Source organism: Bacillus sp. 7_6_55CFAA_CT2 (assembly GCF_000238655.1).
GTDB classification, from domain to species: domain Bacteria; phylum Bacillota; class Bacilli; order Bacillales; family Bacillaceae_G; genus Bacillus_A; species Bacillus_A cereus.
Genome location: NZ_JH414709.1, coordinates 1,114,743 through 1,137,802, shown reverse-complemented (window position 1 = coordinate 1,137,802; position 23,060 = coordinate 1,114,743). Strand labels below are relative to the sequence as shown.

The following is a 23,060-nucleotide window of genomic DNA, read 5'->3' as shown; positions in this document are numbered from 1 at the left end:
ATAGAATATATCGAACCTATCCCTGAGTCTTAAATGAAAGTTTAGGCGTTCGCCTGCGTTATAGGCACCAAGTGGATATCTATGTATATCAATTAAGGTGGTACCGCGGAACAATGACCGTTTCGTCCTTTTTATTTTATTAAGGGCGAAGCGGTCATTTTTATTTTGCTCTTAAATACTTCAGTGCAGCATTGATGAGAATAGATATAGTTACAAAGTGAATGAAGTGTAATTTATAAAAAAACTTTGATTTTAGACTTGGGGGATAAAAAAGTGAAAAAACAACGAATTGTTGTAAAGATTGGGAGTAGTTCCTTGGCAGATAGTCATGGAGGCATCTCTACAGAACAGCTTTCAGATCACGTTGCCGCATTGGCTCGGTTGAAAGAAGATGGGCACGAGGTTGTGTTAATTACATCTGGAGCCGTCGCTGCAGGTTTTTCAGCGCTAGGATATCCTAGCAGACCTGTAACGATTAAAGGGAAACAGGCTGCAGCAGCTGTCGGACAAAGTTTGTTAATGCAGGCGTACACGGAGGAATTCCGTAAATATGGCATCGTTACTGCGCAACTTTTGCTGACGAGAAGTGATTTTTCTAGAAAAGAACAATATAGTAATGCTTACGCTACGTTAGGAGAATTATTAAACCGTGCCGCTCTTCCAATTATTAATGAAAATGATTCCATCTCTTTAGAGGAGCTAACGTTCGGTGATAATGATATGCTGTCAGCTTTAGTAAGCGGGCTTGTTTCGGCGGATATGCTTATGATCTTTACAGATGTGAACGGGTTATATGACAAAAATCCTCAGAAAAATGCGGATGCAAAAAAATATTATTTTCTTCCTGAAGTTACGGAAGAAATTTCTTCTCTTGCAGGAGATGCAGGCTCAAAACTTGGGACTGGCGGTATGAAATCAAAAATCGATGCTGCAAAGACAGCACTCTCTCTTGGTGTGAGTGTATTTATCGGAACAGGACGTGGACAGGAAAAGTTTGTAGATGTTTTGAAGGGTAAGGGTGATGGAACGTATGTTGGTAATGCTCCTCAAAAAGAAATGAAGATGAACAAGCAATGGATTGCCTTGCATTCGCTTGTTAGCGGACAAATTGAAGTAGATGCTGGGGCAGCTACTGCCATCATTCAGCATGGGAAGAGTTTACTTCCAGCTGGTGTTACGAATGTATCAGGATTTTTCCAAGTGGGTGAAGTTGTAGAGGTTGTAACGCAACAAGGGCGCGTAATAGGAAAAGGACAATGCACATATAGTGCAGAGGAACTAAGAGATGTAAAAGGTATGCAAAGCCAAGATATTCAAGTAAGAGGCGAGAGACATAGTTATGAAGTCATCCATAGGGATCATTGGGTTTCACTTTAAAAAGGAGGAAATAAAAATGAATGAAGTGTTGGCAAAGGGGATAAAAGCAAAAGAGGTTGCTAGAGAACTTGTGCTTAAAACTACAGATCAAAAAAATGAAGCACTTGCTGCAATTGCTAATCAGCTGATAGTAGAAACAGCTTATATTTTAGAAGAAAACAAACGGGATATTGAAGAAGGTAAGGAGAAAGGATTTTCTCATTCACTCCTTGATCGCCTTTTGCTGAATGAACAGCGAATTGTTGATATGACAGAGGGTATTAAGCAGTTAATTGAATTACGTGATCCTGTAGGAGAATGTGTAAGTGCATGGGAACGACCAAATGGACTATCTATTCAGGAGATGCGCGTACCACTTGGTGTTGTCGGAATGATTTATGAGGCAAGACCGAATGTAACTGTTGATGCTGCTACAATTTGTTTAAAAACAGGAAACGCAGTAATACTACGTGGTAGTTCTTCTGCTATTCATTCTAACAAAGCCATCGTTAGCGTTATTCACCGGGCGCTTAAGCAGACTAGCTTGCCTTCAGAAAGTGTACAGCTCATAGAAGATACAACGAGAGATAGTGCAAAACAGTTGTTTACATTGAACGAGTACTTGGATGTTCTTATACCAAGAGGCGGTAAACAATTAATTGATACAGTAGTGAGGGAAGCGTCTGTTCCAGTACTTGAAACAGGTGCGGGGAATTGTCATATTTTCATTGATGAAACAGCGGATAAACAAATGGCATTTGATATTATTATAAACGCAAAAACGCAGCGTCCATCTGTATGTAATGCAATTGAAACGATTGTACTTCATGAGAAGTGGGCAGAGCAATATGGTAGCGAGTTGTTTTCTTCCTTAAAGGAAAGAGGAGTGGAGCTACGTGGTGATGATAAAGCAGTGGAGATTGATCCTTCTATCTTACTTGCGACAGAAGAAGACTGGGAAACTGAGTTTTTATCTCTCACACTAGCAGTGAAAGTGGTTTCCACTGTTGAAGAAGCGATTCATCATATAAATACGTATGGATCTATGCATTCTGAAGCAATTATTACTGAAAACGAGGAAAACGTCAGCAAGTTTTTTACTTCTGTAGATGCCGCGGTACTTTATCATAATGCATCGACTCGTTTTACAGATGGATCCGAATTTGGATTCGGAGCGGAAATTGGTATCAGTACACAAAAGTTACACGTAAGAGGACCAATGGGGCTTCCAGCATTAACTTCTACAAAATATGTGATTCGTGGAAATGGGCAAATTCGAAAATAATAATAAAAGACACTCAATTGGCTTGGGTGTCTTTTATTATAAAAATTATTTACCATACAAATAGCCCAACGAGCATAGCACTTAATAAAGAAACAGCCATCCCGCTAACAAGAAGCTTCCAAACATTTTTACCGATGACTGATGATTTTTCTTCGCCAAATAATGAATTGTAAGTTCCGTAAATCATACCTACTGTACTAAAGTTAGCAAAAGAAGCTAGAAATGTCGTTGCAACCGCAACCGTATGCGGTTGTAGCGATTTTAAGTTTGATTTTAAATCCATCATTGCAACAAATTCATTCGTCGTTATTTTGATCCCCATTAATTCAGCTACATACATAGCATCACTGCCTGATAAACCGAGTAAAAATGCAAAAGGACTAAAGATAATGGAGAAGATTTTTTGAATTGTTAACCCTGTTACAAAAAATCCTAAAATCCCATTTAAACATGCTGTTAAAGCTACATAACCAATTACCATAGCTAAAATAACGATAACCATATTCATCCCAACTAACATACTGTTTGAAATAGTAGAAAAGAAATCCTTTTTTTCATGTTTTGAAGGTGTGTAAACAACGTCTTCTTCTTTCGAAACTTCCACAGGATTTAATACATTGGCTAAAATTAATGCGTTAATACAGTTTAATGGGATTGCGCTGAAAATATATGTTGCTGGCACCATTGATAAATAAGCGCCAAGAATGGATCCGCTAACGCTACTCATACTCATAATTCCAAAAGTTAATAATCGATTTTCTTTTAACACAGATAATTGATCACGAACAACCGCAAGTGCTTCGGTGTTTCCTAAAAACATCATTTGAATCGAAAAGAAACTTTCTAACTTTGGTAAACGAGAAATCTTTGAAATAACTGCACCTACTTTATCAATAATCCAAGTTAAGATTCCGAAATAAGATAGAATATCGAAAAAAGTAATAACAAAAATGATAGGAAGTAACGCACTAAAGAAGAAATCAATGTGCTGACTTTCCATAGCTGAAGGAAATGCAAATCGAATACCTTCATTCGCACATGCTAGTAGCCAACTGAAAAATGACGCAATTTTATTAATGATAATACTGCCGAGCTTTGTGCCTAACATAAACCATGTAATAAAAAGCTCCAATAGGATGAGAATTACAATTGGTCTCCATTTTATATGTTTTTTATTAGGCGAACATAAGAAAACGATTAATATGACAACGAAAATCCCTAACATATTCAATATGAAATACATGTCAACAACTCCTTGAGGCTTATTATTTGTATATAAAAAAGCCTCTATTCTTCCAAATTTGGATTATGATCAGAAGTTATGAAGAGGGTAAATGATGTTTGGGATTCCTGTATTTTAATTTGCTTTATTTTGAGCAATCGCAGTATTTACAAAACAAGTAGCTATTTTCAATTATTTGGTTGCATGTTAAACGTCAGCAAATGTAAACATCGCTTATAAATAAGAACGGTGAGTTGGCCATGAACCTTGGAGTTTTCGAAGTTGTATAATTTGTCCTGTATGATAAGCATCGTGCAAAAGGATATTCAAATATTGTTGCCAAATTGGTAGAGAAGGCTTTGGCTGATCTAGTTCTGCTTCTTGAAAGGATGTTAATGAAGCTTGTAAGGCATCATGTACTTGAAGCGTTCGGTTCACTGTTTGCTGCCAAGCGGCATCATCATTAGGTCCACCTTGGATAAACGTCTCATCATTATTTTGTGGAGCCACAAATGTGTCGTCTTCATGTAAGCGGGAATGTAGGCGTTCTTTAAAGATTAATAAATGGTTCACATTTTCCCAAATCGTATTACTGGCAGCACCTTCTGGTTTCCAACATGCTTGTTCAGCAGTAAGATTTTTTAACGCTTCAGATATCGGTGGGTACCATTCTTCCTCGTAAAAAACTTGTTGGACTCCATTTTGCAACATTTCTTTTCTTCCCATTCTTATAGCCTCCTGTTCATTTTTCTTAATAAAATCAATTCGCTTTTCTCTTCAATAAACCTTCTCTATAGTTGAACAAGAGAGTGAAATACAACGTATAATTGAGCCATTAAAAAATCTCATTTTTAATATGATATTTAATAATCAAGGCTTTCATTGAGTCAGAATGAAAAGAGTATAAACCTTTTTCTGTTTGCTCATTGATCAAAGTTTTTTTAAAATTGCAAAATGGTTCTAAAAATATAGAAGGTAAAATTCGATAAAAATAGAATATGTTATATAGCAAACAAGGAGGGGATAAAAATGGAGGTCTATCACATAACGAGCAGAAAAAGGGAAACATACAACGTTCAGGTGAAATATTCGATACTTTTCGAATGTGCACTTGGCATTGCTGCGATTACTCATAAAAGGTTAATTGATACTCTTGAAAAGAGTCAAAATGAATGGGAAGAAATTAAGGAAGCATTAACAGAAGAAATGAGAGAACACTTACAGTTTGTAGAAGAACATAATACGTGGAAAGCATTACTCCAGTTATTGTATGAAGAGGATTTTCAAGATTTATCGCAGTTTAATTTTAAAATTGATTCATTTTCAGAAGAAGATTTGAAATTTATATGTTTACCGTTTTTAGGAGAGAAGTATGAAGAGAAAAGACGTTTAGCTGCAACGGGAGTTGTATGTGCAATACACGAACTAAAGGAACTAACAGATAATCATCAGTTTTTTTCTACTTATATTAGCTTTATATGTAATGTAGATGTACAAGTGCTGAAATCGCATTTAATCGCTGTTATGACAGGTTGGTATGAGAGTGTTATTAAAAGAGAGGAAGAACAAATACTTTCTATATTAAAACGAGATTATGAAGCGAAAAATGAAATGAATAAAAAGATGAAGCCGGAAGAGTTTGTCGAGTGGGCGACTGGCGGAGTGAACTATATGCCAGAGCCAAGTGTTCATCACGTACTTCTTATTCCGCAAATGACGTACAGACCGTGGAATATTGAAGCGGATATTGATGATACGAAAGTATTTCATTATCCAGTTGCGAATGAAAGCATTCATCCTGAAGATCCGTATGGACCGAATTATTTTTTAGTTCAAAAACATAAGGCTCTTGGGGATGAGGCGAGATTGCGAATTGTAAAAATGTTATTTGAAAAAGAACGTACATTACAGGAAATAACGGAAAGATTACAGCTTGGTAAATCGACTGTACACCATCATTTGAAATTGTTACGTGCAGCGAAGTTAGTTGATATACATGACGGAAAATATGTATTAAGAAAGAAAGCAGTACAGTCTTTAGCGAAAGAATTAGATATGTTTTTGAATAGATAATTAACAACGAGAATGTACATAAAGGGAGGAATATAAAAGAAAAGTTGGTGTGTGAAATTGAAAAATATATTGAAAAATCGTTCGTTCTTTTTTATGTGGATTGGTAGTGCAATCTCTGAATTAGGAGGGGCTTTCGGAACGTTATGTAATTCAATTCTAGTATATGAGTTAACAGGATCGGAAATGGCTTTAAGTAGTATGTGGCTATTATATTTCATCCCATCACTCATACTGCAATTAATAAGTGGCCCATTTATTGATAAATGGAGCCGGAAGTGGATTATGATTTTTTCACAATGGATACGGGCGTCCGTATTCTTATTACCTTTGGTGATGCTAGTTACAGGTAGTATAGAAGTTTGGCACATTTATGTTGTTCAAATTGTAGTGGGACTTATTACACCTCTTTATACACCTGCAAGTCAAGCAATTACACCGAGCATTGTAAGTCAAGGACAACTTCAAGACGCAAATGCGTATATTGATGGAATGACTCGTCTCATGATGTTTCTTGCGCCAGTATTAGGCGGAGTAGTCATTCATTTCATTGGAACAGAACTTACATTATCTTTCGTATGTATTTGTCTATTTGTTAGTGGTGCTTTCTTACTTTATATAAAAGAAAAGAGAACTACAACAGATATACGAAAAACGTGGCTAGAACAATTTCTTCAAGGTTTTACATATTTTTTTACAAAACCAATCATCGTTTGGCTCGGTATATTTCTTACTTTCGTGCAGTTTGGAGTAGGGGTAACGATGGTCACAAATCTTCCTTATATAAAAGACGAGCTGTTAGCGGGATATGCAGAGTACGGCTATTTTATGGCAGGTTTTCCACTTGGCTACGTAATTGGATCAGTAGTAGTCGGAAAAGTAACATATAAAAGCCGGCGTATACTTATGCTTGGAGGATTGTTTATAGGGGGGCTCACATACATTTCATTAGGGTTCAATCATAGTATTATCATTGCAATAATAATTGAAGTAATAGCAGGGATTTGTATTGCATTTTTCAATGTTCATAACACAACAATATGCCAACAAACCGTGCCGAATAATATGATAGGACAAGTATTTTCAGTGCGTTTATTTTTCATACGATCCGCTATGCCGTTAGGTGTGTTAGTAGGGGGAATATTGAGTGAAATGTGGGGAGTAAGAGTGCTATATTTAATTATCGGTGCAATTATATGTGTCACCTCTTTAATAGGGATGTTACTTCCATATTTCAAATTTTTAGATGAGGCGATAGAAAAGAAATCAGCATAATTCAAAAAATTAAAACTTTACAATTGAAAATAATTATCATAATCAATTATAATAGAAGAATACTAGTATTCGTATTACGAAGAGGGAGTGGGATATATGTTTATCGAAACGAAAACATTTACAGTAAAAGAAGGTACATCAAATATAGTTGTAGAACGTTTTACTGGAGAAGGCATAATTGAAAAATTTGAAGGCTTCATCGATTTAAGTGTTCTCGTTAAAAAAGTAAGACGCGGTGACGAAGAAGTTGTCGTAATGATTCGCTGGGAATCGGAAGAAGCATGGAAAAACTGGGAAACAAGTGAAGAACACTTAGCTGGACATAGAGCGGGACGAGGTAAACCAAAACCAGATCATATTATTAATGTGGATCATGCGGTTTATTATGTGAAATCATCGAAATCGGCTTATCAACGTTTCAAAGCTTAATAGTAATCATCAAGAGTAATCATTTGAAGGTGTATAAAATTTAAATATGTATCATATTAGAAGACGGATTAAGAAAGTTTCACTGTAAAGTAAAAAAGACAGACTAATAAATAGTCTGTCTTTTTTACTTTAATTCTTCACATCATCATAAAGTTCAAGTGCCTCTTTCACATTCAATCCATTTTTTACAATGCCATGTATTGCTTGAATCATCGCAGCTGGATGCTCGGATTGCCATATGTTTCGGCCCATGTCTACTCCAATTGCGCCTTCTTGCAGCGCATTGTACGTAATGTTTAATGCGTCTTCAATTGAATCTAGTTTGGGGCCGCCCGCGATGACGACTGGGGCAGGGCATGTGCTCGTTATTTTTTCGAATCCTTCGCAGTAATACGTTTTAATAATATCAGCACCCATTTCAACACATACGCGGGAAGCAAGTGCTAGAAAGCGAGCTTCACGTTTTTGTAATTCTTTTGCGACTGCGGTAATGCCGAGTACAGGTAGGCCGTAATCGTGAGCTTCAGAGACTACATTTGCGAGATTTGTAACAGTTTGTGTTTCATAGTCTGATCCGACAAAAACAGAAACGCCAACGCCAATTGCGTTTTGCTTCACTGCTTCTTTTACAGGTGTAACAATTGTTTCATTCGCTAAATCTTTACCGACGACAGTAGCGCCGCCAGATACACGCATAACCATCGGTGTGCTGCAGTTTTCAGGAATACAGGAGCTAAGTACACCACGCGTTAAAAAGAGAGAATCCGTGTAAGGAAGTAAGTTTTTAACAGTTTCAAGTGGCTGTTCAAGCCCGTGAATTGGCCCTAAAAAGTAGCCGTGATCTATCGCTAACATTACCGCTCTGCCATCAGGTAAAATTGTATTTAATCGATTTTTAAATCCCCAAGTCATTCCAAATCACTCCTTCGTTAATGTTGGATTTTCCGTTTGTACTGTATCTTTATTTGGTAAATGTGGTGACTTTATAAAAACAGCTTTAAAAGGTTTGTCAGAATGGTTAATAAGATAGTGAGATTCATGAGGACGAACTTGCAGGACATCACCTTGTTTAATTGGAACTCTTTCATTATTCACATAGAAATCAATTTCACCTTCTAATGCATAAAAGACTTCCTCGCACGTCGTATGGTAGTGATTTTGAAACTCTTGCCCAGGCTGAATGACAACAAGGCCAAGATCAATATTCGGACCTTGTATTAAATATTTCGGCCCATTATCACCGAAGCGATAGGAGAAGTCATTTTCATTCGCTTTTAACATACATTTTCACTCCTTTATGTAATGTGTTACAGAGCACCAGGCGCAATCCACATATGTGAAGTGAGCCCTTTATCAGCTAAAGCGAGTTGACTGTCATACACAGTTTTCCATGTTTCATAGAATTCTTTATATAGTTCATGATTTTCAGTAATTGGCTCGAATGTGTGCTCCCACTGTACAAACTGTTCAGCAGTTTCTTCCATAGATGAATAGATGCCTGCGCCAACTCCAGCAGCAATCGCAGTTCCTAAAGCAGCTGCTTCTTTCACGACAGGTACTTTTACAGGAATACCGAGTACGTCTGATAGAATTTGTGGCCATAGTTTCCCTTTAGCGGCACCGCCAGCAAAAATAACTTCAGAAGGGAATGTACCAGTAAGATTTTCAATTAGTTTTAAGTTTCCAAGTGTAACGAAGGCGGCATTTTCTTCAATAGCACGAAACATTTCTTTTTTTCCGCATTTGTCAGCGTCTAAACTTAAATTTAAAAAAGAAGGTGCGGCATGACGCCAAGAAATGTAGTTCATAACGTTTGAAAAAGTAGGGATAATACCATATGAACCGACAGGTACGTCTTTCGCTTGTTCTTCTAATAATTCATAAGCATCTACACCGAGCTTATCAGCTAGTTTCTTTTCCTCTTGGCAAAAAGCGTCTCGAAACCAGCGCATAACGAGACCTGGGAAAAAGGCGATTGTTTCATATTGCCAAAGGTTCGGAACAACATGACAATTTACTCGAATCGCAGCATGTGGATCTGTTATTGGCTCAGTAACATTCACTTCTTGTTGCCAAAAGCTGCCGCCGCATATTAAAGTTTGATTTGGGTTTACGACTCCAGTCCCGAGTGCTGCCATTTGAGCATCACCGCCGCCAGCGACGACAGGAATCCCTTCAAGTAAACCAGTTAGTGCGGCACACTCTTTTGTAACATTACCAATCACAGTGCCAGCTTCATTTACTTTTGGTGAAAATGGCAAAGATATACCACACTCTTTAGCGACATCGTTATCCCAATTTCTATTTTGTAAATCAAAGATTCCAGACGTACAACCGTTGGAAGGGTCGATTTGCAGTACGCCGCTTAATTTATACAAAATCCAATCATTTAACATCGTAAAGGAGTGAATATTGCTATAGACGTCTGGTTCATGTTTTTTAATCCAAAGTAGACGTGGTAAAGCACCCAATGAAAAAGTTTGCCCAGATTTTCTGTATAAATCTTTTTCAAGATGTGAGCGGATTTCTTTTAGCTCACTAACTTCAGCGGATGCACGGCCATCAACATTTGCACATGCCCATATTTCTTGCCCATGTTTATCATATAAAACAAAACCTTCTCGCATACTTGTAGCGCTAATAGCAAGAATAGAAGAGGCAGGGGTATTGCTTTTTTGAAGAACCTCTTTCGTACATTCTTGTACTAGCTTCCAATTTTCTATTACATCAAAGTTCATAGAGCCTGGATAACGAGGGTCAGATTTGTGAATCCATTCTTTTTGGCTTACTGCAATTTGATTGCCATGTAAATCAAAAAGAACAGCTCGAATGCTTCCTGTACCAGCATCGAAAGCTAATAAAGTAGACATTAACAATCACCTTCCTTTCTTAATAAGGAGAGCGCAGTTTCTTCATCAGTAATTAATGTATGAATAAACTTTCCTTTTAAGGCACCATAAATTGCATCTATCTTTTCTATACCTCCAGCAACACCGACGACATGATTCATATTGCGCAAAATAGAGAGAGGCGTGCCAATTAGACGATTATGATGCGAGAGCTCTAATAACTCACCATTCGTATTATAAAACTGTCCTAAAATATCGCCCGCCCCGTTTTGACTTCGAATATATGTCATTTCACGTAGCGTTAATTTTTCTTCTTTTACAATTGTAGCGTCTTGAGATAACCCGCCAATACCGACAACTGCTGTATGTGCAAGTGAAGCGACATGAAGCATATCTTTCACACTTGGTTCTGATAAAATACTTCGTGCCATTTCAGTAGAAGATGCTAGAAAAGGAGTAGGAATAATATGAAGATCACCTTGCATGTAGTGTAAATAGTTTTGTTTTCTTGGGAGATAGTGGTTTACTCCGCCTGTTAGCGTTACGAATGAAAGATTAATAGAACTTTCAAAATGAATGTTTTCTAGCATTTTACTTATCGTTTCACCCCAGCCGATGCCGAGTAAATCACCTTGTTGGAGATGAGTTTCTAAATATTGTGCAGCGGCTTTTCCGAGAGAAGTAGCATAATTGTTTATTGGAGTAGGGATAATGAAAGCATCTTTTAAGTGGAACTTTTTCATTAAGTCACGTTCAATGCTCAAGCAATGCAAACCGGTTCCTTTTACGTGAAATGTAACGATACCTTCACTGCGTGCCTTATCTAATAACCGGACGACTTTATTTCTTGAAATATGAAGAAGTGAAGCAATCTCTTGTTGTGTTAATTGATCTTTATAATAGTACCAGGCTACTTTAGTTAATAAATTTTCTTCAAAGTTCAGCTGTGACATACTCTTCATCCCTTTCAACAATTGACCAATGCTTAAACATATGTGTCACATATTTTGTTTATTCCAGTTGAAACGATTAATAGTACATTGAAAAAAGTGTTCTAGATATGAAAAAAGGAATATACAATGCTACAAAACAAGTAGAACAAATAATCATTTTCTCAAAAAATGTTCTGGGTAAAGGCAGGTGACATCATGTGGAGAATGTGCCCTTATTACAAGTGAAGAAAATGAGTAAGGCGTTTTCGAATCAACTTGTGCTAAAGGAAGTGAACTTACAAGTAGAGCATGGTGATATATACGCTTTAGTTGGTGGAAATGGCGCCGGGAAATCGACATTAATGAAAATATTAACGGGGTTATATTCGTATGATAGTGGAGAAATGTATGTGAAAGGAAAGAGACAGCAGTTTGCAAATCCAAAAGAAGCACACCAAGAAGGGATTTATTTAATACCACAAGAACCGCTCATTTTTCCGCATATGACCATTGAAGAAAATATATGTATTGGATTAAAGGGGAATAGAAAGAAGCTTAAAGTAAAAGTTCAGCAATTAATTGACAGTTTAAGTTGGGATATTGATCTTAATGAACAGGGAGAATCGTTATCTATTGCGCAACAACAGTTAGTAGAAATCGTTAGAGGATTAATAAGAGAAGCTGAGATTCTTATTCTAGATGAGCCAACATCGACATTAACAACACACGAAATTAAGAGTCTTTTTGTGTTGATGAAAAGTTTACAAGAAAAAGGAATTGGGATGATTTATATTACGCATCGTTTTCCAGAAATCTTTGAAATTGCCAACAAAGTAGCAATACTACGTGATGGAATGGTTGTAAGCCAAGGTGATGTATGTGACTATACATATGACATGCTGATGGAGGGACTATTGCCAAAAGGATATAAACAGAAAGAGAAAATAGAAGTAGTTCAAGAGACAGCAAAGACGAAAAAAATATTAGAAGTGGTTGATATAAATGGTCACGCATTCGAAAATATATCATTCACTGTACATGCGGGTGAGGTTGTAGGTGTTGCTGGCATTATAGGATCTGGCAGAACGGAATTAGCAGAAGCGATATTTGGATTGAAAACTATAAAATCAGGGTCTATCTTATTGGGTGGAAAATCAATTGATACGTGTTCTTTGCATAAAAGGCTAGACGAAGGCCTAGTTTATGTGCCAGAGGATAGAGTGAGGAATGGAATTTTCTCAATTGCTTCTGTTAAAGAAAATATTGCAGCAGCAAGTTTATATCAAAATAATCGCTTTTTTATAAATCAAGAAAAAGAAAGCGCTTTAGTTAATTCGTTTATAGAACAGTTCCGAATTGTTGTACAGAATATGAATAAAGAATTGGCATCTTTATCAGGAGGTAATCAGCAGAAGGTCGTGCTTGCGAAGTATCTTGCATGTAATCCGAAAATTATTATTCTTGATGAGCCGACTCGCGGAATTGATGCGAAAGCAAGGCTTGAAGTGTATGAGACGATAAAAAAAATGAAAAGGGAAGGACTCGCAATTTTATTAATCTCTTCAGATGTTGAAGAAATTATCCAATTAGTAAACCGTGTATATGTAATGAGAAATGGGCGCTTTGTTTCTTATATGGAAAAAGAACAACTGAGTGTGAATGAAGTTACACGCCTTGCATACGGAGGTGTAACGGAATGAAACGTATGTATAAAATGCACGAAACGTCTATCATAATGTTACTACTAATTTATATAGCTATTGTAGGGATGATAAACCCTAGTTTTATTCAATTTACCTCGTTATCTTTACTGATGAAATCAAGCGTTATTTTAGTCGTGCTAGCAATCGGTCAATCGTTCGTCTTATTTACGAAAAATATAGATGTATCAGTTGGTTCAAGCATGGGATTAAGTGCAGCAGTTTGCGGAATGATGTTAACGAATGGGTATAGTGCATTCTTGTCGATATTTGTAGCTATTATACTTGGGGCCATTATCGGTTTCGTAAATGGTATTGGAGTTGCAAAGTTTCGGATACCAGCCATTATTATGACATTAGGGATGCTAGGAATTGTTAGGGGTGCAATGTTAATCTTCACAGGCGGGAAGTGGATTGAAGATATTCCAAACGATTTTAAGCAGCTGTCATCTATCATCATTCTTGGTTTACCTATAACTGTATGGTTCGTTCTTATTATTTTACTACTACTATACTTCTTTTTAAGAAAAGTGCCATTGGGAAGATACTTTTATGCGGTAGGTGATAATGAAGATGGCGCGAGGCTTATTGGTATACCTGTTAATCAAGTGAAGATATATGCGTTTATGATTTCAGGCATAAGCGCTGCGCTCGCTGGTTGCATATTTGTTATGAATATCGGGTTCGTCCCAAATCAAACAGGTACAGGATTAGAATTACAAGTAATCGCAGCCGCTGTACTAGGAGGAATTCATTTAAAAGGAGGAACAGGATCTTTATTTGGAGCTGCATTAGGAGCGTTATTTTTAGAAACAATAAGTAGCTCACTCGTCTTTTTAAAAATACCAGCATTTTGGAATAATGCTATTTCAGGTTTTTTACTATTACTTATTATTATATTAGATAGCGTCATGAAGAGGTGGAAAGCAGAAAGGAGGATGAATCTATGAAGTATTTTTACAGATGGGAAGGTGTGTTAATCATATTACTTCTTATAGAATTCATTCTCTTTAGTTTTATAAATAGCGATTTCTTAAATATTAGTAATCTCCTTTTTAGTACAAATGATTTCCTATTTATCGCAATTGCGGCGATACCAATGACTTTTGTTATAGTAACAGGAGGAATTGATGTATCTGTAGGATCAATTATGGGGCTAACCTCGATTTTAATTGGTGTGTTTTGGATGAATGGGATTCATATTTTACTAGCAGTAATAATGGCACTTATAGTCAGTTGCTTAGCAGGAGCTTTAAATGGACTCATTATAAAAATGACAGATGTAGAACCACTAGTCGTTACACTCGGAACGATGTTTTTATACGGAGGAATTGCACTCGTTATTTCAGGAGGGGCGGGTGCTTCTGGATATGAAGGGATAAGCGGTTTACCTGATACTTATGTACAACTAGCAAATGGTAGTTTTATAGGAATACCCAATTTATTAGGGCTACTGATTTCATTAACAATTGTATGCACGATTTTGTTTCACCGAACGATATATGGGCGCCACGTACAATTAACAGGTGCGAATGAAAATACAGCAAAATACACCGGGATTAAGACGAAGAAAGTAGTAATCATTGCTTACATACTTTCTGGGTTAGGAGGTGGATTAGGAGGAGCTTTCTTAACTGCATATTTCGGTTCTGCACGTGCTGATATAGGAAGCGAAACAATATTACCAATCATTACAGCAGTCGTCTTAGGCGGTACACTTATTACAGGCGGAAAAGGAAGCATTATCGGTACTGTACTGGCGAGTATTTTCATTGGGCTCATGCAGTATGGCTTGCAAATGACGGGTTTAACAAATGAACAATCCAATGTAGTAATAGGTATTATCCTTATTCTTTCAGTTATTATGAGACATTTCAAATTACATCAATTTTTAGCGGGGAAAAGACAGAGTTTGCATAAGGGGGAAATGTCATGAAGAGAAAACTAGGGATTGTATTGATTGTATGTATTTGTTTAATCGGTTTAATTGCGTGTTCTAGCCAAACGGCAGATAAGAAAAAGGCTGATGATGTGAAATTTGCATTTATTCCGAAATTAACAGGAGTTGGTTTCTTCACATCGGGAGGTGAAGGAGCAAAGGAGATGGGAGAGAAGCTAGGCGTACAAGTGAAATATGATGGGCCGTCTGAAGCGAGTGTATCAGGGCAAGTAAAGTATATAAATAATTTTATTAACCAAAACTATGATGCACTTATGGTTTCCTCTACATCAGTTGATGGTTTATCGCAATCACTACAACGTGCTAAGAAAAAAGGAATGACCGTCTTAACATGGGATTCTGATGTGAATCCGAAAGATCGTTCTTTTTATATAAGCCAAGGAACACCAGACCAACTTGCTAACTTATTAATAGAAATGACTTCTAAGCAAATTGGAGATAAAGGAAAAGTAGCATTCTTTTATTCTAGCCCGACAGTAACGGATCAAAACCAATGGGTAACGAAAGCGAAAGAAATTATTAAAAAGAAATATCCGAACTGGGAAATTGTAACGACGCAGTACGGTGAAAATAATGCACAAAAATCTTTATCCGTAGGGGAGAACATATTAAAAACGTATCCAGATATTAACGCAGTTATTTGTCCAGATGCAACAGCACTCCCAGCAATGGCGCAGGCAGCTGAAAACTTAAAAATGGATAAAAAAGTAGTGGTAACTGGATTTTCTACACCGAACGTTATGCGTGATTATGTAAAACGAGGAACAGTACAACAATTTGGTTTATGGGATGTAAAACAACAAGGTGCTCTCGCAACGTATGTAGCAAATGAAATTGTTGTAAAAGGGAAGAAGTTAAAAGTAGGGGATAGCTTCGAAGTAAAAGGAATTGGAAAAGTGAAAGTAGAGCCAAACTCCATTCAAGGATATGATTATGAGGCAGAAGGGAACGGAATTATCGTATTACCAGAACGAGTTGTATTTACGAAAGATAATATTGATAAGTATAATTTTTAGTAGACAAAAAAACGTCCGAATATATCGGACGTTTTTTTATTTCTGTATTAATTATGAACAGTTTCTTTTTCGTTTAATCCAAGTGTACGACCAGTAGAAGTGTGAAGATCTTGGAACAATCTTGGATTTTCAGTTAGTGAAATGCCATATGAAGGAATCATTTCTTTTATTTTTTCTTCCCATTCTACCATGCGGCTTGGGAAACATTTTTCTAATACTTCAAGCATGACGTGAACAGCAGTAGAAGCACCTGGTGATGCGCCTAGTAATGCGGCGATTGAGCCGTCAGCTGCACTTACTACTTCTGTACCAAATTGAAGTGTTCCTTTACCGCCAGCATCAGTATCTTTAATTACTTGTACACGTTGTCCAGCAACTACAATATCCCAATCTTCACTTTTCGCGTTCGGAATGAATTCGCGTAATTCTTCCATACGTTTTTCATGTGATAACATAACTTGCTGAATTAAGTATTTTGTAAGTCCCATTTCTTTTACACCAGCGGCTAACATCGTTAAGACGTTATTCGGTTTTACAGAACCGATTAAGTCAAGATTTGAGCCAGTTTTTAAGAATTTAGGTGAGAAGCCTGCGAATGGTCCAAACAGTAAAGCTTTTTTATTGTCTATATATCTCGTATCTAGATGAGGTACAGACATTGGCGGAGCGCCAACTTTAGCTTTACCGTACACTTTCGCATGATGCTGCTCTACAACTTTTTGGTTTTTACATACCATAAATAGTCCACTTACTGGGAAGCCACCGATATGCTTTGATTCAGGGATACCAGTCTTTTGAAGTAGAGGTAGGCTACCGCCACCGCCGCCAATAAAGACGAATTTAGCAGTATGATGCTCAATTTTACCACTATTCATATCGTGTACTTTTACTTCCCACAAACCATTTTTCGTGCGCTTAATATTTTCGACACTATGCTTGTAGTTTAGCTCGACATTTTTTGTTTTTAAGTAATCAAACAACATACGTGTTAATGCACCGAAGTTAACATCTGTTCCAGAGTCAATCTTCGTTGCCGCCATCGGTTCATTAGATGTGCGACCTTCCATAATGAGTGGAAGCCATTTTTTTAATGTTTCAGGAGCATCAGAAAATTCCATTCCTTGAAACAGTGGATTTTTTGAAAGCGCTTCAAAACGGTTTTTTAGAAACTCAACATTTTTTTCCCCTTGTACTAAACTCATATGAGGTAGTGGCATAATAAAATCTTGTGGATTACGAATTAATTTGCTCTTTACAAGATATGCCCAAAATTGTCTTGAAAGCTGGAATTGCTCATTCACTTTTACAGCCTTACTAATATCTATAGATCCGTCAGCTTTTTCGGAAGTATAGTTCAGTTCGCATAGCGCAGAATGCCCTGTACCTGCATTATTCCATTCGTTAGAGCTTTCTTCCCCGGCACTTGCGAGTTTTTCAAAAAACTTTAATTTCCCATTCTGGTGCTAATTCTTTTAGTAATGAGCCTAACGTTGCACTCATAATTCCTGCACCAATTAAGATAACGTCTTGTTTTTTGCTGCATGTTGCTCATGATAATCTCTCCACTCCCCTATATTGGCAAAAAAGTGTAGGTGTTTTCTATGTCTAAGCCGTAAAAGAGAAACACCGCCTAGGCCCCACCTAGGTGTATACCTTTTTTGTCTCAATTATATAACCATCTCATACTCTATTATAATAATTAATAGACTAAAATATCTAGTGTTATCTGATAATTTTAAACTATTTAACGTTTTATTCGCTAAAAATCTTATTTAACAAGCTCTTTTAAGGTGGTAAATAGAAAAAAATTACAGTTTGAAATTATCTCGAAAAAGCTTACGTATCCTTAAGTGACTAAATCGAGTACCTTTTTATGGGATTATTCTTTCTGTAATGGTAAGATTATTCTGAAAAATAAAAAGGAGGGACTCTAATGTGTACAAAAGAACAAATTTCGAACTCATTTCGAAACTTTTCAATAAAGGAATGTAAAGGGTCAAGTGATTTATATGAATATTTATCAATGAAAATTGCTGAAGATGAGGAAGTACTTACACTATCGTCCTATGCTCAGGTAGGTCAACCAGTCCCAAACTTACTATTAGGTGCAGTACATTATTTATTGCTAGCAGGGAAAGAACATCATTTAAAAACGTATTATAGTAGTTTAGTTGAAAATGCTGATACAAATTTAGATAAAGCTTTTAATCATTTTAAAGATTTCTGTAAAGAGTATCGAGAAGAAATCATTACTTTGTTACAAACAAAACTCGTTCAAACAAATGAAGTAAGACGGTGCGCATACTTATACCCAAGTTTCTGCTACATATTTAACAAAGTGAAGAAGCCGTTAGCGTTAATTGAAATTGGGACAAGTTCTGGGTTGCAACTGTTCTGGGACCAATATCGTTATTCGTACGGGACGGATGAAATGTACGGAAATATAAATTCAAATGTGCATGTAACTTCTGAAATAAGAGGGAAGAATGTACCGCATTTTCTAAAAGAAAGCCCATCTGTCGTAGAAAGAATCGGACTGGACTTACATGTGAATGATTTACATAATGAGGAAGATTATTTATGGTTACGTGCTTTAATTTGGCCAGAACATAAAGAAAGGCTTGAGATGTTTGATCAAGCTGCATCTTTAGTGAAAAATGAATCTGTCCAATTAATAGAAGGAGACGGTGTAGAGCTATTATCATCTATTATTGAACAAATAAGTGAAGAAGCTGTTATTTGTATTTTCCATACACACGTCGCAAATCAAATACAAGAACAAGTAAAACATAAGTTAGAAAAACAAATACAAGAAATTGGCGCAAAACGTGATGTATTCCACCTGTATAACAACATGTGGGATCGTGACCTTCATATTGATTATTATATTAACGGAAACGAATATCGTGAAACGGTTGGAGAAACAGAAGGGCACGGGAGATGGTTTAGCTGGAAGATTGGAAATGAGACGCTTATTTAGATTAATATGGGCGCCCTCACTTGTAAAAGATGGGTCCATAGGCTCAAGCATTGACTAAATGGTTAAGGAATAAATGTATTAGTAACATACAAAAAATGCTTCGGAGAAATCCTAAGCATTTTTTGAATTACATTTAAACCCCATAATGGATCATGTACTTCTGTTCTGCTGCAGCTTGTACAATTTTTGAAGCTAACTCATTCAGCTCATCAGATTTTCTGAAGAACTTTGAGGATGTAACTGTTTCATAGAAAATTGCTAATGATTCAGGCGGGATAATTGTAATACCACAATAAGCTAAACCGTATTTCTGATTTTTGACTGTATGGAAGTAGGTTTTCATAATTGATAAATTTTGATTTAAACTACTGATAATATCATCATCAACAGATATACAATGATATTTCTCTGGTGTATAATCTTCGTAATTTTTTTGAGAAGTAAAATCGTCAATTATTCCAAAATCATGGACACATGCCATCATTATCATCCTTTCAACTTTAATAAAGTGAGTTCTATTAAAGTAAAATCGTCATTTTGTTTATGTGTAATAGAAATGATTATGTAGTTCATTAGTATAGTACTTCATAAAATATCTTCGTTTCTTCTTCGTGAAGACAGTTTACTTATCGGTAAACTCATCGGGAGCCCAAGTGGCGATTTCATTCCCAGGTGCAGCGACTACAAGCCATTGCTCACATAGGACACCAGCTTGTCAACATTCATAATAATCATGAAAACCATTTAAAAAAATAATTTGTCCACTCTCTAATGTAATAATTAAATGAGGGCTTTCTAAGCCAAGTTGTATATCGGTAACTTTTTGTCTTCTTATCTTACATATTCTTTCATATTCTTCTTTCTCAGAATAAACTTCAAATTCATCTTCATTTAATGGATAGCTTTTTTGAGGTTTATTAAATAAACACCATTTGGATTCGATATTGATATATAATTGTCCGTCATAATCAACTGAGTCGTGAAAGTTTGTGAAATGAATCTTTATAGCGCCTGGAGAAATACCAAATTGTAATCCATCAACTTGTGATCCGATAAATAGATTTTTTAACACTTTTTCAGCGTGAATTTTATCCTCTGTATTCATTATTGAATTCCTCCTTTTCATAAAAATATACCTTATATTTTTATTGTAATAAATAAATTTTCATGTAAAATGAACCTTTTGTGAAAAACGAGCGAATATAGTGTGAAGGATTATGAGAGGGGAACGGAGCTTTGGATGAAGTACAATTAAAAGAATGGCTATATAAACGAAAGTATGTTATCTAAAAAAAGACCTTGAGAAAGTGTTACTTTCGATTGCTGAATAGATATTTAGTAAAAAAAGCAACTAATAATTATATTATGTAAACTCTTTTTGTAAAACCCCCATAAAAAATGGATGTTTTATATTTTGATATATTAGGTGGAATATATAATTTAAAAAAGCGGAATACTTTGCGGAAAGTTAAAGACATTTTTCGCAAAGTATTCCGCTTTTACTTCCATTAATCGGTCAAAGTTGCAACTGAAGTATGCATCTGGCCAATTTTTAATGGATAGGTCAGGAGTATTAACATAGACACCTTTTGTAAAGGGGAGCATTGCCAAACGGAAGTCTTCACCCATCGAATACTTCCACCAGCACCTTCTGGTTGCTCCCAAGTAGCGAATATTGATATGTTTGATAGTGCTTTTCGGTAAAAGTAAGCAGTTGCTCATTTGGCACCTCAGCAACAGCACCGCCTAATCCGTGGGAAAATATGGAGGTGGTAAAAAAGGGTAAGTTAAATCGTAATTTCTATTTGATTGCCTTCTGGATCACCTATTACACTTTCATAATAGCCATCTCCAGTAAAACGTGGTCCATTTAATAAAGGATAACCAGCATCTTTTATCACCTTTGTTAGTTCATTCACACGTTCTTCACTACCGACAGAAAAAGCCATATGAGCATAGCCAGTTATGTTTAAATTAGGCTTATTTTCAATCCCTTTTTTACGCATAAGTTCAAGCCTTGCTCCAGATTCGAACGTAATAAAATAAGATTCAAATTGTTTCATTTCATTATGGTATAACGAGTTTGCTTTACCATTAAAGTATTTTATATAAAAATCACGCATACATTTTAAGTCATTTACCCAAATTGCAATATGTTCAATTTTCATAGGTTTCACCAATCCTATCTGTATCAATTAGGCTTCCACTGTATTAAATTTGCATTTGCATTGCAACAATTTTGCTTTGCTATTAAAGCTAGTTGTTAATTTTTGATTGTGTACGTACATACAATATGTAATTAAGTGAATGACCATCATAGTAATTACAGAAAAGGGTGAATACAGTATATGAATCAATTTGAACAAATGATGTACGTTGGTGTCATCATGTCTATTGTACTATCTGTAATGATTTTAGGGTCCTTATATTATAATCCTCGACTTTCGTTAATTGATTATCCGAAAGATATTCAAAAAGTAGTTTTTCCAAAATCGATTCATGAAAAAAAGCAAAGCATTTATTTTAATATTGTATATAATACTATTCTTTTCGGTAGTCCTTTCGTTTCTACATATATACTACATAAGCATGAAAAGTTAATGTATATGGATGCCTATTTACACAATTTTGGTATTTTAATGATTTTCAATTTAGTAGATTTACTTATAATTGATTGGCTAATTTTTTGCTGGATTACTCCAAGGTTTGTTGTGATTCCTAGTACGGAAGGTATGAAAGGATATAAAGATTATAAGTTTCATTTAAGAGGGGCTATTGTCGCTACTCAAATTTTAGCAATCGTAAGTTTATTTTTGGCGGGAATTGCTACAACTATTTAGTGTGAAGAAGAGCATGGAGCTTTTATAAAAGATAAGGAGATTTATAATATATAGAATTAGAAATGAGAATTTGATAGTATTGGAGTAAGGAGTTTTAATAACAGTATATTAAGCCGTATTAATATACTGTTGCAAATGTTTTGATATTATGTAAAATTATACAATTTTACAGAGACATTTGATAAAATTCAAAAAAATATAATGGAGGCTAATATGAAAAAAGTAATTGGCGCAGCAACAGCAACTATTTTTGGATTGGGGGCGTTTACCACAACTGCTACCGCAGAAACAATCGTAACAGCAGATGTACTTAACGTACGTGAAAAACCGACTACAGAATCAAAAGTGGTCGAAAAAGTAAAGAATGGGCAAGAGTTAAAAGTCATCAATACCGAAGATGGCTGGTCAAAAATTGAATTGAACGGTAAAGAAGTGTTTGTAAGTTCGGAGTTTACAAAAGATGTGTATCATGTAACGGCGAATTTGTTAAATGTACGTACCGAAGCAAACACAGATTCAGAAATTCTTGGCAGACTAAAAAAAGATGATGTAATTGAATCAACGCATCAAGTAAAAGACGGATGGTTGGAATTTGAGTATAAAGGAAAAATTGCTTATGCAAACGTTTCTTTCCTATCAAGTACAGCACCAACTGAAAAGAAAACTGAAGAGAAAACGAAGCAAGTAGCGAAAGTACAAAAATCAGTTAAAGAAAAGAAAGAAGTAAAGACGCAGAAAGTAGCAAAAGCGAAAGAAACAACGAAAGCACAAGAAATAGTAAAGCCTAAAGAAGAGGTAAAAGTCAAAGAAGAAGTAAAAGTTAAAAAAGAAGCGAAAGTGCAAGAAATAGTAAAGCCTAAAGAAGAAGCAAAAGTCAAAGAAGAAGTAAAAGCGCAAGAAATAGTAAAGCCTAAAGAAGAGGCAAAAGTCAAAGAAGAAGAGAAAGCGCAAGAAATAGTAAAGCCTAAAGAAGAAAAAGTCAAAGAAGAAGTAAAAGCGCAAGAAATAGTAAAGCCTAAAGAAGAGGCAAAAGTCAAAGAAGAAGAGAAAGCGCAAGAAATAGTAAAAGCTAAAGAAGAAGAAAAAGTACAAGAAATAGCAAAAGCTAAAGAAGAAGAAAAAGTCAAGAGAAATAGCAAAACTAAA

The 23,060-nt window shown here is 35.8% G+C and carries 20 protein-coding genes, 3 pseudogenes and 1 other annotated feature (1 of these 24 only partly in view); of the genes and pseudogenes, 12 read left to right on the top strand and 11 right to left on the bottom strand.

Annotated features, from left to right (window positions below):
- Window positions 1–133, top strand: a binding site (T-box leader); it begins 78 nt to the left of the window's first position.
- A gap of 140 nt (window positions 134–273) precedes the next feature.
- Together proB and HMPREF1014_RS14870 are read left to right on the top strand one after the other, a co-directional pair.
- Window positions 274–1,377, top strand: a complete 1,104-nt coding sequence (proB, locus tag HMPREF1014_RS14875; RefSeq protein WP_000744735.1) for a glutamate 5-kinase — start codon at window positions 274–276, stop codon at window positions 1,375–1,377.
- Window positions 1,378–1,393: 16 nt separating this feature from the next.
- Complete coding sequence (locus tag HMPREF1014_RS14870; protein WP_001006621.1) at window positions 1,394–2,641, top strand: glutamate-5-semialdehyde dehydrogenase; 1,248 nt, start codon at window positions 1,394–1,396, stop codon at window positions 2,639–2,641.
- A 49-nt stretch (window positions 2,642–2,690) separates the two neighbouring features.
- On the opposite strand, the gene HMPREF1014_RS14865 is transcribed toward HMPREF1014_RS14870, so the two are convergent.
- Together HMPREF1014_RS14865 and HMPREF1014_RS14860 are read right to left on the bottom strand one after the other, a co-directional pair.
- Window positions 2,691–3,884: a NupC/NupG family nucleoside CNT transporter gene (locus tag HMPREF1014_RS14865; RefSeq protein WP_000273602.1), complete on the bottom strand. Its 1,194-nt coding sequence runs from the start codon at window positions 3,882–3,884 to the stop codon at window positions 2,691–2,693.
- 213 nt (window positions 3,885–4,097) lie between these two features.
- A complete protein-coding gene (locus tag HMPREF1014_RS14860; RefSeq protein WP_000532721.1) occupies window positions 4,098–4,589 on the bottom strand; it encodes a DinB family protein in 492 nt (163 codons plus the stop codon).
- A gap of 303 nt (window positions 4,590–4,892) precedes the next feature.
- Here HMPREF1014_RS14860 and HMPREF1014_RS14855 point away from each other — a divergent pair, with 303 nt between their 5' ends.
- From HMPREF1014_RS14855 to hmoA, 3 genes are all read left to right on the top strand, one after another.
- A complete protein-coding gene (locus tag HMPREF1014_RS14855) occupies window positions 4,893–5,936 on the top strand; it encodes an ArsR/SmtB family transcription factor (protein ID WP_000454543.1) in 1,044 nt (347 codons plus the stop codon).
- 51 nt (window positions 5,937–5,987) lie between these two features.
- Window positions 5,988–7,208, top strand: coding sequence for an MFS transporter (locus HMPREF1014_RS14850; RefSeq protein ID WP_000769179.1), 1,221 nt, complete (start codon window positions 5,988–5,990; stop codon window positions 7,206–7,208).
- A gap of 96 nt (window positions 7,209–7,304) precedes the next feature.
- Window positions 7,305–7,637: a heme-degrading monooxygenase HmoA gene (hmoA, locus tag HMPREF1014_RS14845; RefSeq protein ID WP_000469499.1), complete on the top strand. Its 333-nt coding sequence runs from the start codon at window positions 7,305–7,307 to the stop codon at window positions 7,635–7,637.
- Between the two features lie 129 nt (window positions 7,638–7,766).
- Here the strand turns inward: hmoA and lsrF are convergent, their stop codons facing one another.
- From lsrF to HMPREF1014_RS14825, 4 genes are read right to left on the bottom strand one after another with little or no spacing between them, the layout of a single operon-like run.
- Window positions 7,767–8,549, bottom strand: a complete 783-nt coding sequence (lsrF, locus tag HMPREF1014_RS14840; RefSeq protein ID WP_000219782.1) for a 3-hydroxy-5-phosphonooxypentane-2,4-dione thiolase — start codon at window positions 8,547–8,549, stop codon at window positions 7,767–7,769.
- A 6-nt stretch (window positions 8,550–8,555) separates the two neighbouring features.
- On the bottom strand, window positions 8,556–8,918 hold the full coding sequence (locus HMPREF1014_RS14835) for a cupin domain-containing protein (protein WP_000909986.1): 363 nt from the start codon (window positions 8,916–8,918) through the stop codon (window positions 8,556–8,558).
- A 26-nt stretch (window positions 8,919–8,944) separates the two neighbouring features.
- Window positions 8,945–10,507: an autoinducer-2 kinase gene (gene lsrK / locus HMPREF1014_RS14830; protein ID WP_000105695.1), complete on the bottom strand. Its 1,563-nt coding sequence runs from the start codon at window positions 10,505–10,507 to the stop codon at window positions 8,945–8,947.
- The gene (locus HMPREF1014_RS14825) at window positions 10,507–11,457 is read right to left on the bottom strand and encodes a sugar-binding transcriptional regulator (protein WP_142323767.1); all 951 of its coding nucleotides are present in this window, start codon (window positions 11,455–11,457) and stop codon (window positions 10,507–10,509) included. The genes lsrK and HMPREF1014_RS14825 overlap by 1 nt, the downstream gene beginning before the upstream one ends.
- A gap of 179 nt (window positions 11,458–11,636) precedes the next feature.
- Here HMPREF1014_RS14825 and HMPREF1014_RS14820 point away from each other — a divergent pair, with 179 nt between their 5' ends.
- The 4 genes from HMPREF1014_RS14820 to lsrB are packed head-to-tail and all read left to right on the top strand — an operon-like array spanning window position 11,637 to window position 16,094.
- A complete protein-coding gene (locus tag HMPREF1014_RS14820) occupies window positions 11,637–13,118 on the top strand; it encodes a sugar ABC transporter ATP-binding protein (RefSeq protein WP_000432632.1) in 1,482 nt (493 codons plus the stop codon).
- Window positions 13,115–14,068: an ABC transporter permease subunit gene (locus HMPREF1014_RS14815; protein ID WP_000827683.1), complete on the top strand. Its 954-nt coding sequence runs from the start codon at window positions 13,115–13,117 to the stop codon at window positions 14,066–14,068. The genes HMPREF1014_RS14820 and HMPREF1014_RS14815 overlap by 4 nt, the downstream gene beginning before the upstream one ends.
- On the top strand, window positions 14,065–15,054 hold the full coding sequence (locus tag HMPREF1014_RS14810) for an ABC transporter permease (protein WP_000873524.1): 990 nt from the start codon (window positions 14,065–14,067) through the stop codon (window positions 15,052–15,054). The genes HMPREF1014_RS14815 and HMPREF1014_RS14810 overlap by 4 nt, the downstream gene beginning before the upstream one ends.
- A complete protein-coding gene (gene lsrB / locus HMPREF1014_RS14805; RefSeq protein WP_000823656.1) occupies window positions 15,051–16,094 on the top strand; it encodes an autoinducer 2 ABC transporter substrate-binding protein LsrB in 1,044 nt (347 codons plus the stop codon). Before HMPREF1014_RS14810 ends, lsrB begins: the two co-directional genes overlap by 4 nt.
- 47 nt (window positions 16,095–16,141) lie before the next feature.
- Here lsrB and HMPREF1014_RS14800 read toward each other — a convergent pair.
- A pseudogene (locus tag HMPREF1014_RS14800) lies at window positions 16,142–17,646 on the bottom strand (malate:quinone oxidoreductase).
- A gap of 381 nt (window positions 17,647–18,027) precedes the next feature.
- On the opposite strand from HMPREF1014_RS14800, the gene HMPREF1014_RS14795 reads away from it, so the two are divergent.
- The gene (locus tag HMPREF1014_RS14795; RefSeq protein WP_000337444.1) at window positions 18,028–19,074 is read left to right on the top strand and encodes a DUF2332 domain-containing protein; all 1,047 of its coding nucleotides are present in this window, start codon (window positions 18,028–18,030) and stop codon (window positions 19,072–19,074) included.
- A gap of 133 nt (window positions 19,075–19,207) precedes the next feature.
- On the opposite strand, the gene HMPREF1014_RS14790 is transcribed toward HMPREF1014_RS14795, so the two are convergent.
- The 4 genes and pseudogenes from HMPREF1014_RS14790 to HMPREF1014_RS14775 all read right to left on the bottom strand — a co-directional run bounded on the left by HMPREF1014_RS14790 (window position 19,208) and on the right by HMPREF1014_RS14775 (window position 21,242).
- Window positions 19,208–19,558 (bottom strand): hypothetical protein, encoded by a 351-nt coding sequence (locus HMPREF1014_RS14790; RefSeq protein WP_001999997.1) that lies wholly within the window; start codon window positions 19,556–19,558, stop codon window positions 19,208–19,210.
- A gap of 138 nt (window positions 19,559–19,696) precedes the next feature.
- Window positions 19,697–20,179, bottom strand: a pseudogene (locus HMPREF1014_RS14785) (hypothetical protein).
- A gap of 335 nt (window positions 20,180–20,514) precedes the next feature.
- Window positions 20,515–20,857 (bottom strand): annotated as a pseudogene (locus HMPREF1014_RS14780) (BBE domain-containing protein); the annotation flags it as partial.
- A 4-nt stretch (window positions 20,858–20,861) separates the two neighbouring features.
- Complete coding sequence (locus HMPREF1014_RS14775) at window positions 20,862–21,242, bottom strand: VOC family protein (RefSeq protein WP_000687546.1); 381 nt, start codon at window positions 21,240–21,242, stop codon at window positions 20,862–20,864.
- Window positions 21,243–21,422: 180 nt separating this feature from the next.
- On the opposite strand from HMPREF1014_RS14775, the gene HMPREF1014_RS14770 reads away from it, so the two are divergent.
- The gene (locus tag HMPREF1014_RS14770; RefSeq protein WP_001071230.1) at window positions 21,423–21,914 is read left to right on the top strand and encodes a hypothetical protein; all 492 of its coding nucleotides are present in this window, start codon (window positions 21,423–21,425) and stop codon (window positions 21,912–21,914) included.
- A 213-nt stretch (window positions 21,915–22,127) separates the two neighbouring features.
- Window positions 22,128–23,060, top strand: a 933-nt coding sequence (locus tag HMPREF1014_RS32165; RefSeq protein WP_009327103.1) for an SH3 domain-containing protein, incomplete at its 3' end; no start/stop codon positions are given.